This window comes from Pseudomonas sp. 5P_3.1_Bac2, assembly GCF_025465995.1.
Taxonomy (GTDB): domain Bacteria; phylum Pseudomonadota; class Gammaproteobacteria; order Pseudomonadales; family Pseudomonadaceae; genus Aquipseudomonas.
In genome coordinates this window covers 772,929-788,608 of sequence record NZ_JANLNY010000006.1, presented here as the reverse complement: position 1 = coordinate 788,608, position 15,680 = coordinate 772,929, and the positions used below count along the sequence as shown (strand labels likewise).

Annotated in this window: 15 protein-coding genes, 1 tRNA gene and 1 pseudogene; 9 read left to right on the top strand and 8 right to left on the bottom strand. The window is 57.6% G+C overall.

Going from position 1 to position 15,680, the window contains the following annotated elements; translation table 11 throughout:
* Nucleotides 1-140 precede the first annotated feature (140 nt).
* Nucleotides 141-2,135, bottom strand: coding sequence for a trypsin-like serine peptidase (locus tag NTD81_RS07975; RefSeq protein ID WP_262181333.1), 1,995 nt, complete (start codon nt 2,133-2,135; stop codon nt 141-143).
* 208 nt (nt 2,136-2,343) lie between these two features.
* Here NTD81_RS07975 and NTD81_RS07970 point away from each other — a divergent pair.
* Nucleotides 2,344-2,580 (top strand): annotated as a pseudogene (locus NTD81_RS07970) (site-specific integrase); the annotation flags it as partial.
* Nucleotides 2,581-2,751: 171 nt separating this feature from the next.
* On the opposite strand, the gene NTD81_RS07965 reads toward NTD81_RS07970, so the two are convergent.
* Nucleotides 2,752-2,841: transfer RNA gene (locus tag NTD81_RS07965), tRNA-Ser, on the bottom strand.
* Between the two features lie 130 nt (nt 2,842-2,971).
* Between NTD81_RS07965 and NTD81_RS07960 the strand changes: the two genes are divergently transcribed.
* The 6 genes from NTD81_RS07960 (at nt 2,972) to NTD81_RS07935 (ending at nt 6,115) form a co-directional block, all read left to right on the top strand.
* The gene (locus tag NTD81_RS07960; RefSeq protein WP_262181330.1) at nt 2,972-3,637 is read left to right on the top strand and encodes a Bax inhibitor-1/YccA family protein; all 666 of its coding nucleotides are present in this window, start codon (nt 2,972-2,974) and stop codon (nt 3,635-3,637) included.
* 110 nt (nt 3,638-3,747) lie between these two features.
* Nucleotides 3,748-4,140 carry a sulfurtransferase complex subunit TusD gene (tusD, locus tag NTD81_RS07955; RefSeq protein WP_262181328.1) on the top strand — a complete coding sequence of 131 codons (393 nt, stop codon included), beginning with the start codon at nt 3,748-3,750 and terminating at the stop codon, nt 4,138-4,140.
* Nucleotide 4,141: 1 nt separating this feature from the next.
* Nucleotides 4,142-4,501, top strand: a complete 360-nt coding sequence (gene tusC / locus NTD81_RS07950; RefSeq protein WP_262181326.1) for a sulfurtransferase complex subunit TusC — start codon at nt 4,142-4,144, stop codon at nt 4,499-4,501.
* Nucleotides 4,501-4,800, top strand: a complete 300-nt coding sequence (tusB, locus tag NTD81_RS07945; protein WP_262181324.1) for a sulfurtransferase complex subunit TusB — start codon at nt 4,501-4,503, stop codon at nt 4,798-4,800. Before tusC ends, tusB begins: the two co-directional genes overlap by 1 nt.
* The gene (locus NTD81_RS07940) at nt 4,791-5,132 is read left to right on the top strand and encodes a TusE/DsrC/DsvC family sulfur relay protein (protein ID WP_262181322.1); all 342 of its coding nucleotides are present in this window, start codon (nt 4,791-4,793) and stop codon (nt 5,130-5,132) included. Before tusB ends, NTD81_RS07940 begins: the two co-directional genes overlap by 10 nt.
* Entirely contained in the window at nt 5,129-6,115 is a 987-nt protein-coding gene (locus NTD81_RS07935) for a glycosyl transferase family protein (protein WP_262181319.1), read from the top strand. Before NTD81_RS07940 ends, NTD81_RS07935 begins: the two co-directional genes overlap by 4 nt.
* Here NTD81_RS07935 and cysG read toward each other — a convergent pair.
* The 6 genes from cysG to NTD81_RS07905 all read right to left on the bottom strand — a co-directional run bounded on the left by cysG (nt 6,100) and on the right by NTD81_RS07905 (nt 13,724).
* A complete protein-coding gene (gene cysG, locus NTD81_RS07930) occupies nt 6,100-7,491 on the bottom strand; it encodes a siroheme synthase CysG (protein ID WP_262181317.1) in 1,392 nt (463 codons plus the stop codon). The two genes, NTD81_RS07935 and cysG, sit on opposite strands and share 16 nt — an antisense overlap.
* A 75-nt stretch (nt 7,492-7,566) precedes the next feature.
* Entirely contained in the window at nt 7,567-8,847 is a 1,281-nt protein-coding gene (gene serS / locus NTD81_RS07925) for a serine--tRNA ligase (protein WP_262181316.1), read from the bottom strand.
* A gap of 116 nt (nt 8,848-8,963) precedes the next feature.
* Nucleotides 8,964-9,344 (bottom strand): fluoride efflux transporter CrcB, encoded by a 381-nt coding sequence (gene crcB / locus NTD81_RS07920; RefSeq protein ID WP_262181314.1) that lies wholly within the window; start codon nt 9,342-9,344, stop codon nt 8,964-8,966.
* Complete coding sequence (locus NTD81_RS07915) at nt 9,341-10,666, bottom strand: replication-associated recombination protein A (protein WP_262181313.1); 1,326 nt, start codon at nt 10,664-10,666, stop codon at nt 9,341-9,343. The genes crcB and NTD81_RS07915 overlap by 4 nt, the downstream gene beginning before the upstream one ends.
* Before the next feature lie 10 nt (nt 10,667-10,676).
* The gene (gene lolA / locus NTD81_RS07910; RefSeq protein WP_262181311.1) at nt 10,677-11,303 is read right to left on the bottom strand and encodes an outer membrane lipoprotein chaperone LolA; all 627 of its coding nucleotides are present in this window, start codon (nt 11,301-11,303) and stop codon (nt 10,677-10,679) included.
* Between the two features lie 18 nt (nt 11,304-11,321).
* The gene (locus NTD81_RS07905; RefSeq protein ID WP_262181309.1) at nt 11,322-13,724 is read right to left on the bottom strand and encodes a DNA translocase FtsK 4TM domain-containing protein; all 2,403 of its coding nucleotides are present in this window, start codon (nt 13,722-13,724) and stop codon (nt 11,322-11,324) included.
* 231 nt (nt 13,725-13,955) lie between these two features.
* Here NTD81_RS07905 and trxB point away from each other — a divergent pair, with 231 nt between their 5' ends.
* Entirely contained in the window at nt 13,956-14,903 is a 948-nt protein-coding gene (gene trxB, locus NTD81_RS07900; RefSeq protein WP_262181306.1) for a thioredoxin-disulfide reductase, read from the top strand.
* Nucleotides 14,904-14,971: 68 nt separating this feature from the next.
* Nucleotides 14,972-15,652 carry a leucyl/phenylalanyl-tRNA--protein transferase gene (aat, locus tag NTD81_RS07895; protein WP_262181305.1) on the top strand — a complete coding sequence of 227 codons (681 nt, stop codon included), beginning with the start codon at nt 14,972-14,974 and terminating at the stop codon, nt 15,650-15,652.
* Nucleotides 15,653-15,680 lie beyond the last annotated feature (28 nt).

Below are 15,680 nucleotides of genomic sequence, written 5' to 3'. Positions count from 1 at the left end.
CAATGCTGGATTGGGTGGTTTGGCCGCTGATGCCGGGCAATGGTGGATGGATAAGGCCTCATCCATCCGACTCGCTAGGTTAAACCGGTAAGGACCGGCTTAACCTAGTAGGAGTTGTTGATTAGAAGCGAGGGGGAAGGTCAGGGTTTTACCAGCGTGATGTTGACCAGTATCTCGCGGCTTTCTGTTTCGGCGATGGCGTTCACCGGCAGGATGCCGCTGTAGGTCTCTGGAGGCAGATCGGTGTTATCTTCCGGCAGATATTCAACAACCAGGGTGCTCTGCAGCGGGGTGCTGGCGCAGCCAACACTGGCGTTCATCGCACGTGTATTGCATGCGGTGCGGCGATAACCTCTGAGCTTAACCACTTGGACATTACCTAAACTGTCGCGCAGTGGAACAGTGATCAATGCTGAGCTGCCAATGGCGGGCGATCCTGTTGTATTGGGGCCTTGTAGGAGGTAGGTCGCCACATAACCGTATTGCTGACCTGTCATGAGTTTGGACACAGAGGCCTTCTTGCCTGCATCCGGGATATCCAGATTAACCGTGATTGTATTCACGCCATCGAACGGGGACTGGAATGGGTTATAACTTGTGACGCTCAGCGCAACGATGAGGTTTTGTACCCTGCGCCCCAGCTCATCGTTAATCCTTAATGGCAGCCAGCCTCTATGGGTTTGCGGAGCGGAGCTCTGAATAGGCTCCGGAAAATTGACCAGTAATTTGGCGTTATCAGCTGCTGGCGTACTCAGATCATGGATGCCGCTGTCATCCTTAATCGAGAGCTGTAGCAGCTGATGATCGATTGACTTGCTGACCGGGTTTTTTACGGCAATTCGAACGTTTGAGTAGTTGCTCAGGTGCTCGAGATCCAAGTCTGTATAGGCTTCAATGCGCCCGCCTGATGGAATGTCTACCTGCGTGATCGGCTGAAGATAAGGTGCGGACGCTAAGTTATAGCCTTTGAACTTGCCTTCCCCGGGGACGCTGATGTTATTGGAGCCAAGCAGTGGAGTGATCTGCTGCTGCAATACGGGTAAACCGACTGCTACGTTGGGGATGGAGCTCCCCCAGTGAAGGCCAACTATTTGCGAGCTCTCTTGCTCGATAACAGGTGAACCAGAGCTGCCTGACTGGGTATCGGCATCATGACTGAGTTGGAAATTTTGGGCATTGATTGCGACGATGGTGGTTTTCAGCCCTGCATCATTCTCGGCTGCGATCATCATAGGGCGAAGTCCGCCGTTGCCGTACTGGGGTATGTAAATCGCTGTACCGGGTTGCTGAGGCGTTTTTTCGGATATTTTTAGGCTGCCAAATACATCGAGCGCGTGAGAGTGTTCGACGTCGAATGTATCAAGCTCCAATAACGCGTAGTCGGTTGAGGAAGCGGGATTGCCGCGGACTAATAGCCTGGTCGTACGCAAGCTAATAGTACTCTGCCTATTGAGGGCAACAGGTGCATCGCACGTACTGTTGAACCAACCCAGGCGCACTTCATTGTCAAGCGGTGTTGGCCCGCCATCGGCCCCTAAACTTGGTGTCACATGCGCATTGGTCAATGCATAACGTCCGTTACCGACCAGTGAGCCTGAGCCATTGTTGATTACCATAACTGCCGCCAATGCGGGAGTGTAAAACGGTGTATTGGCGTAGCACTCCAGATCACGGCGATTGTCTGTGCCGAGGATCGTACGTGACTGCCTCCGTGCTGGACCTGGCTGATACGTGACATTACTCAGGCGCAGTGATGCGCTCTGCAAGCCATTGGATAACACTTGGATAGTGGCATTCTCGCCCCTGATTGTGACGCCATACTCCAAGTCTTGTACTGAGGAAAAAATCTGGCTGGTTCCCGAGTCATCAATAATCTCGACATAGGCGCCGTCTGGTAACTCGACTGAATCAAATTTCAGGGTAAGACTGATGGCACCTTTGTGCTCAATATAGTGCTTGCTGATCTGGCTGCGTGAATGGGGTTCAACAATAAACTGACCGTAAGTGGTGGTGACTTTTTGTGGTAGTTCGATCTGCTCAGCGGCCAGAGCCTGGGCCTGCGTGAGCGCTAAAGCCAGAACTGAGTAACTTAGGTATTTATGGGCAACACGAATCCTATCAATGCAGTAAGACATGGTCTCATCCTTGAATATTAATCATATGGAAGGCGGCTACTCCATCGCCTAAGGATGATTGTCGGACGTTTTGAGCATAGAAAATTCAGCTAGGGCGACTTAAAATTGCACAAAAGGGAAGCTGACGCCAAGCAAATGGCGCAGCAACTTGGTACTTCACACTGTTGCGGCCACCTAACCCTAATTGATGACCAAGCTGCACAACAAAACTGTGCGCAGGCGTATCCAAATCAAAAACGCTGGTCTACGCCCACGCGGCCCCAACCAATGCAGGCACACGCTTGCCAGCCAACGGCTAACCAGCGGCCTGGCATCACCAGAATGGATTGCAGAACAAATGGGCCACACGTCAACGGCAATGATCTTCAAACACTGCGCGACGTGGATAAGCGAAGACGGCCCGGACATAGTGGGCCTGATCAACAAGGCGTTAAGCCTAAAATAAAGAAATGAGCCTCAGTACCAAGGCCTTCAGCGACAGCTCAGAGCGAGCTAGAGAGGTAAACGGGAGGCCTGCAATGGGCCTCCTCATTCACTACCATCCCCAAAGTGTTCCCAAATCGCTCCGACTCGAGCATAAACCCAGGAAGAAATACTTTGAAAAGGGCAATTAATATGGCGGAAGCGGTGAGATTCGAACTCACGGAAGAGTTTCCCCTTCGACGGTTTTCAAGACCGTTGCATTCAACCGCTCTGCCACGCTTCCGGCGTTTGCGGGCGGCAATCTTACCCGAACGAAATAAGCTGTCAAACTCTACGTTTAGCTTACTGCAATTGCTCTGCTAGTATCGGCGCAGTATTGTCCAAAGATTCACCACTCAAACCGGAGTATCACGATGAACGAACGCAACTACGCCTTAGACCATAGCCAGGTCGAACAGCAAGAAGTCAGTCGGGTACTGCGCAACACCTATGGCCTGCTGGCAATCACCCTCGCCTTCAGCGGCCTAGTGGCTTACTTGGCACAGCGTGCCCACGTTGGCTACCCGAATATCTTCGTCGTACTGGTGGGCTTCTACGGTCTGTTTTTCCTCACCGCCAAGCTGCGCAATTCTGCTTGGGGCTTACTGTCGACTTTGGCTCTGACCGGCTTTATGGGTTACACCCTGGGCCCGATTCTCAACCGCTATATGGGCACCGCCAACGGCGCAGAGATCATCAGCAGTGCCTTTACCATGACCGCCGTGGTCTTCGCCGGGCTGTCAGCCTATGTGCTGACCACGCGCAAGGACATGAGCTTCCTAAGCGGCTTTATCACCGTCGGCTTCTTTGTGCTGCTGGCCGCAGTGATCGCGAGCTTCTTCTTCCAAATTAGCGGCCTGCAACTGGCGATTAGCGCAGGCTTTGTGCTGTTTTCCTCGGCCGGCATCCTGTATCAGACCAGCGCCATCATTCACGGTGGTGAGCGCAACTACATCATGGCTACCATCAGCCTGTACGTGTCCATCTACAACCTGTTTATCAGCCTGCTGCAAATCTTCGGCATCATGAGCGACGACTAATCGCTCTGGCTCGGCAAAAGCCCGCTTCGGCGGGCTTTTTTGTGCCTGCGCCGAGCATATTTGCGATACAGGCTTTATCATTTGCCGCACATTCGCTGCTCAGGTTAATCATGAAGTTTGCCATCGCGCTCTTCGCCGCCCCCTCCGCGCCCTCCTCGCGCCGTGCTCTGCGCTTTGCGCAAACCGCGCTAGCTGACGGACATGAGATCGTGCGCCTGTTTTTTTATCAGGACGGTGTTTACAGCGCCGCCAACAACCTGGTCAGCGCCCAAGATGAGCTGGACCTGCCCAAAGAGTGGCGCGAGTTCGTGCAAAGCGCCAAGCTGGATGCCGTGGTGTGTATTGCCGCCGGCCTGCGCCGTGGTGTGCTAAATGAGCAAGAAGCGCAGCGCTACAACCGCAACGCGGTGAATCTGGAGGCCCCGTGGGATTTATCCGGCTTGGGCCAACTGCATGAAGCGGCGCAACTGGCCGATCGTTTGATCTGCTTTGGGGGGCCGTAAGATGGCTAAGTCTTTACTGATTATCAGCCGCCAAGCGCCGTGGGCCGGACCTAGCGCTCGCGAAGCGTTGGATATTGCCTTAGCGGGTGGCGCCTTTGATTTACCCATTGCCCTGCTATTTCTCGACGACGGCGTGCTACAGCTGAGCAACGCTCAACAACCCACCAGCCTGCAACAGAAAAACCTGAGTGCCAATCTGCAAGCCTTACCCATGTTTGGCGTGGAGCAGCTATACGCCTGCCAGCGCAGTTTGGCGGAGCGCGGCCTGACGGAGCAGCAATGGACAATGCAAGTCGAGCGTTTAGATGACGCGCAACTATCCGGCTTGCTGGACCGTTTTGACCAGGTGATCACCCTCTGATGGCTACTTTGCACGTCTTATCCCATTCCCCCTTCACCGACAGTCGCTTAAGCAGTTGCCTGCGTCTGCTGGGTAGCCAAGATGCACTGTTGCTCTGCGGTGATGCGGTATACGCCCTGCAAGCCGGCACCGCGCAACTACAGGCTTTGCAGCTCATGCCAGACAGCATCAGCCTGTACACCCTGGATGAGGATGTCCAAGCCCGCGCCATAGCGCTCCCCGAGCGCGCCACCCAGGTGGACTACTCGGGCTTTGTCGCCCTGAGCTGCCAATACGACAAGGTCAACACATGGCTGTAGAAGCGCTTATTGTCGATGGCCAAGCGTTGCCCTTAGATAAGGACGGTTACCTGCAGCAGCTAACCGACTGGTCAGAGGCGGCCGCTGAGGCCCTGGCTCAAGCCGAAGGCATCCAGCTTAGCGCCGAGCATTGGGAAGTCCTGCATCTGCTGCGGCGCTTCTACGACGAGTTTCAGTTATCGCCGGCTAATCGTCCGCTGATCAAATACGTGGCACTGAATCTCGGCGTCGACAAAGGCAACAGCCTGCACCTTAATCGCCTGTTCAGCGGCACGCCGGCCAAGTTGGCAGCCAAACTCGCCGGCCTACCCAAACCGACTAATTGCTTATGAACCTCACCACTCCCGCTGAACACCCCTTCGCTCAGTTTGTGCGCATCCTGGGTAAGGGCAAGCGCGGCGCGCGCAACCTTACCCGAGCCGAAGCCCAGGCGGCCATGGCCATGCTGCTCGATGGTGAAGTGACCGAAACGCAGCTCGGCGCTTTTTTGATGCTGCTGCGCCATAAAGAAGAAAGCGCCGAGGAAATGGCCGGTTTTGTCGACGCGGTGCGTGAGCGGATCAAGGCTCCGGCCATCCCCGTGGATTTGGACTGGCCAAGCTACGCCGGGAAAAAACGCCACCTGCCTTGGTATCTGCTGGCCGCTAAGGCCTTGGCCGCCAGCGGCGTACGGATCGTCATGCATGGTGGCGGCGCACATACCGCGGGGCGCCTGTACAGCGAGCAGTTACTGGCGCGGTTAAAGATCAGTCCCTGCCACAGCTGGACTGAAGTCGCGCAAACGCTAGAGCAGCAACAGCTGGCGTTTATCCCGCTGGCCAGTTGGATGCCGCGCCTGCAAGCAATGATCGACCTGCGCAATATCCTCGGCCTACGCTCGCCGATTCACTCCCTGACCCGGGTGATCAACCCATTGGGTGCGCGCTGCGGCCTGCAAAGTATCTTTCACCCCGGCTATCAGGCTGTGCACCGTGAGGCTAGCCAGCTGTTGGGCGATACGGCTTTAGTCATCAAAGGCGAAGGCGGCGAGATCGAGATTAATCCGGACGTCAACAGCCAGCTGTACGGCACGACGCAAGGCGCAAACTGGGATGAAGAGTGGCCTGCCCTCGCCGCTCAGCGCCACGTTAAGCCTGAATCCCTCGACCCCGCGCAGCTTGTCGCCCTATGGCGCGGCGAGAGTCAGGACGGCTACGGTCAACTGGCCGTGATCAGCACCATGGCGCTGGCTCTGCGCGCCTTAGGCGAACCCCGTGAGGCTGCCTTGGCGCGGGCCGAACAGCTATGGGCTGCGCGGGATCACAGGGCGCTTTGAGCGCCTTCAAACCAAGCCAGCTTGTCCCGTAGCTGCACCACTTCGCCGACTATCACCAAGGTCGGCGCATGCACCTCGTGCTGCGCCACCAGGTCGGCCAAGTTGGCCAAGGTGCCGGTAAACACCCGCTGATTGACCGTAGTGCCCTGCTGAATTAACGCCGCGGGCGTGCTGGCGGCGCGGCCATGGGCAATCAGCTGCTGACAGATCTGCGGCAAGCCGACCAAGCCCATATAAAACACCAAGGTCTGGCTGCCAGCGCTGAGCTCAGCCCAAGGCAGGTTGCTGCTGCCGTCCTTGAGGTGGCCTGTGACAAAGCGCACGGACTGCGCATAGTCGCGATGAGTCAGGGGAATCCCCGCGTAGGCCGCGCAACCCGACGCGGCGGTAATACCCGGCACCACCTGGAACGGTATGCCATGGGCGGCCAGTTCCTCGATCTCTTCGCCACCACGTCCGAAGATAAAGGGATCGCCACCTTTTAAACGCAGTACCCGCTTACCCTCTTTGGCCAAGCTGACCAAACGCTGATTGATCTGCTCCTGCGGCAACGCATGCTCGGCGCGCTGCTTGCCCACGTAAATGCGCTGTGCATCGCGGCGGCACATCTCGATGATCGCCGGAGCCACTAAGCGATCGTAGAGCACCACATCCGCTTGCTGCATCAGGCGCAGCGCCCGGAACGTCAGCAGATCAGGATCACCCGGCCCGGCGCCCACCAAATACACCTCACCCAAAGATTGACTGTGGGTGCCGTCAATCTTGGCCGCCAGCAGTCGCTGCGCCTCCTGCGGCTTGCCGGCAAATACCTGCTCGGCGATTTGGCCTTGGAATACGTCCTCCCAGAATACCCGGCGCTGCTGTACATCCGGCAGCAAGTCTTTGACCTTGGCGCGGAACTTCTTCGCCAAGCCCGCCAGTTGTCCGTAGCTTGCCGGCAGCCAGCTTTCCAGTTTGGCCCGCAGCAGACGAGCCAACACCGGCGCATCGCCGCCACTGGTGACGGCCACAATCAGTGGTGAGCGATCGACAATGGCCGGGAAGATCACCGAACACAGCGCCGGAGCATCCACCACATTAACCGGTACGCCCAATGCCTGGGCTTGCGCCGAGACTTGGGCATTGAGCAGCGCGTCATCTGTGGCGGCGATAACCAGCACCACGCCAGCTAAATCCTCTGGCTGATAATCGCGCAACCGCACCTCGCCACTTTGGCTTGCTAGCTCCAGCAGCTCTGGCTGAATCTGAGGTGCCACCACGCGCAGACGCGCTCCGGCATCCGCCAGCAAACGGCCCTTGCGCAGCGCCACCTCGCCCCCGCCCACCAGCAACACCCAGCGCTGACGCAGATTATGAAACAGCGGAAGGAAATCCATGACAGCCACTCTCAATCAGTAAAAACAAAAACGGGGCAGCCCAAGCCACCCCGTTATCGACGCGCTTGCTACGCCTTAGCCGATGACGTCAATGCCCGCCATGTACGGTTTGAGCACCTCAGGTACCAGGATGCTGCCGTCGGCTTGTTGATAGTTCTCCAGTACCGCTACCAGCGTGCGACCTACCGCCAGACCCGAACCATTAAGGGTGTGCACCAGCTCAGGTTTGCCAGTTTCTGGGTTGCGGTAACGGGCCTGCATGCGCCGCGCCTGGAAGTCTCCACAGTTGGAGCACGAGGAAATTTCGCGGTACTTGTCTTGGCTTGGAATCCACACTTCCAAGTCATAGGTTTTCACCGCGCTAAAACCCATGTCACCAGTGCACAGCGCCAGTTTGCGATACGGCAGCTCCAGCAATTGCAGTACGCGCTCGGCGTTGGCAGTCAGACCTTCCAAGGCTTCCATAGAGGTAGCCGGATCGACCACTTGGACCATCTCGACTTTGTCGAACTGATGCTGGCGAATCATGCCGCGGGTATCACGGCCCGAAGCACCAGCTTCGCTGCGGAAACACGGCGTGTGCGCCACGAACTTAATCGGCAGTTGCTTGGCATCGAGAATCTCGCCGGCCACGATATTGGTCAGCGACACCTCGGCGGTCGGGATCAAGTACAGATCGGCCTCGCCTTCGCGGCTGATCTTGAATAGATCTTCCTCGAACTTAGGCAGCTGGCCAGTCCCTTGCAAGGCCGGTGCTTGCACCAGATAAGGCGTGTAGGCCTCTTCATAACCATGCTCAGCGGTGTGCAGGTTGATCATAAACTGCGCCAGAGCGCGGTGCAGGCGGGCGATCGGCCCACGCAACAAGGCAAAGCGCGCGCCAGAGAGTTTGGCGGCGGTTTCAAAATCCAGCCAGCCGAACTTCTCACCCAGCGCCACGTGATCCTGAATGGGGAAATCAAAGCTGCGCGGCGTGCCCCAGCGGGACACTTCGACGTTATCGTCCTCATCGGCGCCGACCGGCACCGAGGCGTCCGGCAAGTTAGGAATGCTCAGCAGTATTTGGTCCAGCTCAGCCTGGATGCTGTCCAGCTGACGCTTGCCCTCTTCCAGATCACTGCCCATTTTGTCCACTTCAGCCAGCAGCGGCGCGATGTCTTCACCGCGTTGCTTGGCCTGGCCAATGGACTTGGAGCGACTGTTACGTTCGGCCTGCAGCTGCTCAGTGCGGGTCTGCACCGTTTTGCGTTGGGCTTCCAGCGCGTCGATGCGCGCGACATCCAAAACGAAACCGCGAGTGGCTAAGCGCTCGGCGATTTCGTGGAGTTGGGAACGAACGAGTTTGGAATCGAGCATGGTTTTATCTCAATACATCAAAAAGATTTGCATGGCGTGCGGCCATACGCGCAATAGCTGGCAGTTTAAGGGTTAAACAGGCGTTGTTGCCACTTGCAATGGGCTTGGGCCGCGATTTATTGCCAAATCCGCGCCAGGACAAAACCGGCCCACACCGCCAGCACTCCACCCAAGACGCTGCACAACAGATAAGCCAAGGCCTCGCCGATGCGCCCGCCTTCAAACAACTTAAACAGCTCCAGGCTGAAAGATGAGAAGGTGGTGAAGCCGCCGAGCACGCCGACGATCAAGCCACTGCGTAGCTCAATGGGTAAATCGCTGCGCACCAAGAACAGTGCCGACAACAGCCCGATCAGCAGGCAGCCAAGGATATTGACGGTGAAGGTGCCCAGATAAAATTGCCGGGGGAACTGCGCCACCACCCACTGCCCGGTGAGCAAGCGCAGCACCGAGCCTAGCGCGCCGCCTGCAGCCACGGCGAGAATAAGGCGAGTCATGGCTTTCTCCGTTGCCGCGGACTGGCCTGGTCGAGATTGCGCAAGTGGGCCAGCTTGTCGCGAATTTTCAGCTCCAGGCCACGCGGTACCGGTTGATAGTAATCGCGGGGGGCGAAGTCTTCAGGGAAGTAATCTTCACCCGCGGCAAAGGCATCTGGCTCATCGTGGGCATAGCGATACTCATCGCCATAACCCAGCTCTTTCATCAACTTGGTCGGAGCATTGCGCAGGTGCAGTGGTACCTCTTGCGAGCCGAACTCGGCGGCGTCGCGCTTAGCCTGATTAAAGGCGTTGTACACCGCGTTGCTTTTCGGCGCGCAAGCCAAATAAACAATGGCCTGAGCCACCGCCAGCTCGCCTTCCGGGCTGCCTAAGCGTTCCTGCACATCCCAAGCATTGAGGCACAGGGTCAGGGCGCGCGGGTCGGCATTGCCTATATCCTCGCTGGCCATACGCACCACCCGGCGGGCGATATACAAAGGGTCGCAACCGCCATCGAGCATCCGGGCAAACCAGTACAACGCACCATTAGGGCTGGAACCACGCACAGACTTGTGCAGCGCGGAGATCTGGTCGTAAAACGCCTCACCGCCTTTATCGAAACGCCGGCGGCTGTCACCGAGCAAATCGAGCAGCAGCTCAGTGCCAATCTCACCACCGTCCTCGGCCAAGTCAGCAGCGTTTTCAAGAAAGTTGAGCAAGCGCCGGCCATCGCCATCAGCGGCCGACTGCAAAATCTTAAAGCTCTCATCCGGCAAGCGCAGGTGCCGCTCACCCAGCCCCTTGGGGTCTGCCAAAGCGCGCTCTACCAACTTGCGCAGCGCTGCCTCGTCCAAACTCTTGAGCACATAAACCCGCGCCCTAGAGAGCAAGGCGTTGTTCAGTTCAAACGAGGGGTTTTCCGTGGTGGCGCCGATAAAGATCAGCGTACCGTCTTCCACGTAAGGCAAAAACGCATCCTGTTGGGACTTATTGAAGCGGTGCACTTCATCGACAAACAAGATGGTGCGCCGGCCGTATTGGGCGGCATGTTGCTGCGCCACTTCTACGGCTTGGCGAATTTCTTTAACCCCAGAGAGCACCGCGGAGATGGTCTCAAAGTGCGCATCGGTGACCTGCGCCAGTAGCCGCGCCAAGGTGGTTTTACCCACGCCCGGCGGGCCCCAGAAGATCATCGAGTGTAGAGCGCCCTGCTCCAAGGCTTCCCGCAGCGGCTTGCCGCGAGCCAGCAGGTGCTCCTGGCCCACATACTCATCCAAGCTGGTCGCGCGTAAACGAGCGGCCAGAGGTTGCGCAACGGGGGCCTTGCCAAACAGGTCCATGGTGATGCCGTTATTCCTGAATCACGTCGGCGCCGGCTGGGATCTCGAAGGTGAACTGCGAGTCGGCTTGCGGCTGATTCATTTTGACGTTGAGAAACAGGATATTGGTGCGTTGACCGATGCTGTCAATCAACTGCATATCGTTAAGCGTGTTGTTGCGAAACGACAGGCGCAGGCTATCGAACAGGCTGTCTTTGGCCTTGGGCTTGAGGATGAAATCGACCACATTGCCGCCTTCGTTGTGGGTGATTTCGAAGTTCTCTTGGATCTTCGACACATCACCGGACAACAACAACGCCGGGGTATGAGTCAGGCGCTGATCGAGCTTCTGAATCGTCACCTGCTGCAGATCCGGGTCGTACAGCCAAACCTGCTTGCCGTTAGACACCAGCAGTTGCTCCATCGGCGCGTCGGTGTGCCAGCGGAACAGCCCCGGACGCTTGAGCACCATCTGCCCGGCGCTTTCTTGCAGCTGGGTGCCACCGGCATCCAAGGTCAGCTGGGAGAAACGGGCGGTGATGGTTTGCGCTTGATTCAGCAGCTCAGTCAGGCGCTTGACCGCCACGGCGTCGTCAGCCAGGGCGGCAACGCTGGTAAAGCTCAATACAGTGAGTAACAACAGGCGTACTAGGCGCATGACAATCCTTGCTTTGAGTTAATCGCGGACCGGGCCAGGTGCAAGCACCTCGCGGGAGCCGTTGGTGTTCATGGCGGTGACCACACCGGCCATTTCCATCGCTTCAATCATCCGCGCAGCGCGGTTGTAGCCAATCTTAAGCTTGCGCTGTACCGCAGAAATCGAAGCGCGGCGGCTTTCCAGCACAAACTGCACGGCTTCGTCATACAGCGCGTCGGTTTCAGCATCATCGCCATCACCACCACTGCTGCCTTCAAAGCCACTGCCGGCCTCTTCCACACCGTTGAGAATGTCGTCGTTGTACTCCGGCGCGCCGCGCAGTTTCCAAGCCTCCACTACACGGTGGACCTCATCATCGGAAACGAAAGCACCGTGCACACGGATCGGCAAGCTGGTGCCCGGCGGCATATAGAGCATGTCACCGTGGCCAAGCAGTTGTTCGGCGCCGCCTTGGTCGATGATGGTGCGCGAGTCAATTTTGCTGGAAACCTGGAAGGCCATACGGGTCGGGATGTTGGCCTTGATCAGACCGGTAATCACGTCTACCGATGGCCGCTGTGTCGCCAGGATCAGGTGAATCCCTGCCGCCCGGGCTTTCTGGGCGATACGCGCGATCAGCTCTTCAACCTTCTTACCGACGATCATCATCATGTCGGCAAATTCATCGACCACCACCACGATGGTCGGCAGCTTCTGCAGCAGCGGCGCTTCGTCGTGGATGCTTTCGCGCTTATACAGCGGATCGCTGAGCGGCTCGCCGGCTTCCTGAGCCTCCTTCACCTTGGCGTTAAAACCCGCCAGGTTACGCACGCCCATTTTTGCCATCAGTTTGTAGCGCCGCTCCATTTCCGCCACGCTCCAACGCAAGGCGTTAGCGGCGTCTTTCATGTCGGTGACAACTGGGCAGAGCAGATGGGGAATGCCTTCGTAGATCGACAGTTCAAGCATTTTCGGGTCGATCATGATCATCTTGGCGTCATCGGGGCCAGACTTGAACAGGATCGACAGGATCATCGCGTTGACCCCCACCGACTTACCGGAACCGGTAGTACCCGCCACCAGCAAGTGCGGCATCTTGGCCAGATCGGTGATCACCGGCTTGCCACCAATGTCGTGGCCCAAGGCCAGGGTCACTGGGGATTTGAAATTGTCGTATTCCGGCGTCGACAGCACTTCCGAGAAACGCACGATCTGCCGGTCTTCGTTAGGAATCTCGATACCGACGGTAGTCTTGCCAGGGATAACCTCCACCACCCGTACGCTGGTCACGGCCAGAGAGCGGGCCAAGTCCTTGGCTAGGTTAGCGATACGGCTGACCTTAACCCCGGCCGCAGGCTGAATCTCGTAACGGGTAATCACCGGACCTGGGTGAATCGAGTCCACGGCTACTTCCACGCCAAACTCTTTGAGTTTGATCTCCAGCAAGTGACCAACTGCGGCCAAGGATTCTGGCGAATAATTCAGGGCTTTCTTTTCAGCCACGTCCAGCAGCGAGATCGGCGGCAAGGTGCCTTCTACAGCGCTGTCGACGAACAACGGCACCTGCTTCTCTTTCAGTACGCGCTTGCTCGGCTCGGGCGCCTTGGCCGGAGCTGGGGTAATCACGGGTGGTGCCTGTTTCTCACGCTCCACCATGTGCTTGTTAAGGGACTCTTCACGCTCAATCAGGCGTTCTTTAACCTTGGCTTGCTCACGACGATCCATAGCCGCCGGGGCGGCGACCTCGCTCACGCGCGCATCCACTTCACGCAATTGCGCGACCAGTTGCTTACGCTCCAGGCGTGAACTCCACCAGCGATTGGCCAGGCCTTGGATCAGCTCAACCAAATCCAAAGTGATTTTGCCGGTCAGGTCCATGACCTTAAACCACGACAAATCCGTGAATACGGTCAAGCCGAAGAGGAACAGAGCAATAAACAGCAGCGTACTGCCCTGCACATTCAGGGCTTCGATGCCGAACTGGCCCAGGCTCTCGCCTACCGCGCCGCCGGCGGAGGCAGGCATGCCGGTACTCGGATGGAAATGGATATAAGCCAGCGCGGCGCCGGACAACACGAGGAAGACCAAGCCGGTAAAGCGCCAGGCGAACAACCAGCCGCTCCACAGCCACGGCTGATGGCGATGACGGAACATCTGCCAGGTTTTAGCTACCAGCAGCAGCGGGAATAAATAAGCGAAATAGCCCAGCGCCATAAACAACACGTCGGCAAACCACGCACCGGCGCGCCCGGCCGCGTTGTGCACTTGGCCTAAGTTAGTACTGGTATGAGTCCAACCGGGATCACCGGCGTCGTAACTCAGCAGAGCCATCCATAGATACAGGCACAACGCGCCCAGGCCAATCAAAGCGCCCTCCTTCAATCTAGAAGGCAGTTGCTGACGCCAGAGGGGAAGTTGTGCAGTTGGGCTAGATTTCTTCAAAACGCATCTGTTCCTGCGCCATAGGCGCCGACTATTTAGTTAATGGCAAAATATGCAGTGATTCTACGGGTTTAGCCAGCGTATAACAGGCACCCAGATAACCTCGGGTGAACAGACCGGGTCGACTCCCGTTCCACGCCCGCTTCGGTGTAGCATATTTGCCAACATCTTCCGTGCGGCTCAATTGGAGCATGCATTCTCTTTTGTGACAAAGGCTTATGAGGTGTTTTTATGAGTGAAGTCAAGCATTCGCGCTTGATCATCCTGGGTTCCGGGCCTGCTGGTTATAGCGCTGCTGTATACGCCGCCCGCGCCAACCTCAAGCCGGTGATCATTACCGGTATGCAGCCTGGCGGTCAGTTGACCACCACCACTGAGGTTGATAACTGGCCAGGTGATGTTGAAGGTCTTACCGGCCCTAGCCTGATGGAGCGTATGCAGAAGCACGCCGAGCGCTTCGATACCGAGATCATCTACGACCATATCCACACCGCTGAGTTGCAATCGCGCCCTTTTACCCTCAAAGGTGACAGCGGCACTTACACCTGCGACGCGCTGATCATTGCCACTGGCGCCTCGGCCCAGTACCTCGGCCTGCCTTCGGAAGAAAGCTTTGCCGGCAAGGGCGTATCGGCTTGCGCCACCTGCGACGGTTTCTTCTATCGCAACCAAGTGGTCGCGGTCATCGGCGGCGGTAACACCGCGGTGGAAGAGGCACTGTATCTGTCTAACATCGCGAAAGAAGTGCACTTGGTGCATCGCCGCGACAAGCTGCGCTCGGAGAAAATCCTCCAAGACAAGCTGTTCGACAAGGCGGCCAACGGCAACGTGGTGCTGCATTGGAACCACAGCCTGGATGAGGTCTTGGGCGACGCCAGCGGCGTTACCGGTGCACGCCTGAAAAACACCCAATCCGGCGCAACCACTGATCTGCCGCTGGCTGGCGTGTTTATCGCCATCGGCCACAAGCCGAACACCGACTTGTTTGTCGGCCAACTGGACATGCACGACGGTTACCTGACCGTTAAAGGCGGCAATCAAGGCAATGCCACCGCCACCAGCATTGAAGGCGTGTTCGCCGCCGGCGACGTCGCCGATAACGTCTATCGCCAAGCGATCACCTCGGCAGGCGCGGGCTGCATGGCAGCGCTGGACGTTGAGAAATTCCTTGAGGACTAAACCTCACACCAGGGCGGACTCACCATCCGCCCTCCCCCACTCCCGCTCGACTCACTTTGGCCTTCTGCATGCTGACTTGGCTACAACGTGACTTCCATCAATTCCCACCCCTGACAAAAGCGCTGCGCGAACCCAATGGTTTGCTCGCTGCAGGTGGCGACCTTAGCCCTGAACGCTTGATCGCGGCTTACCGACACGGCTGCTTTCCGTGGTTTCAGGATGGCCAGCCGATCCTGTGGTGGTCACCCGATCCGCGCACAGTGCTTTTGCCCCAAGAGCTGCACGTCTCGCGCAGCATGGCCAAACTGCTGCGCCAGCAACGTTATCGCGTCACCTTCGATCAGGCCTTCGCGCAAGTCATTGCCGCCTGCGCCGCACCGCGCAGCTACGCTAACGAGACGTGGATCACTGAGCAGATGCAACGCGCATACCTTGAGCTGCATCTGCGCGGTATCGCCCATTCAGTCGAGGTCTGGCGGGACGATGAACTGGTTGGCGGCCTCTACGGCCTGGCCATGGGCCAATTATTCTTTGGTGAATCCATGTTCAGCCGCGCGGACAATGCCTCCAAGGTGGGCTTTATCACCTTAGTCCAGCACCTGCAGACCTGGGGCTTTGTTCTGATCGACTGCCAGATGCCTACCGAACATTTGTACAGTTTGGGCGCCAAGAGCATTAGCCGCGAGCAGTTCAGCCGCTATTTAAGCGAGTACCTTGATCAGCCCTCACAAGCTAACTGGCTCGCCTAGGCGAGTACGCCAGGCTGGCATACACTTG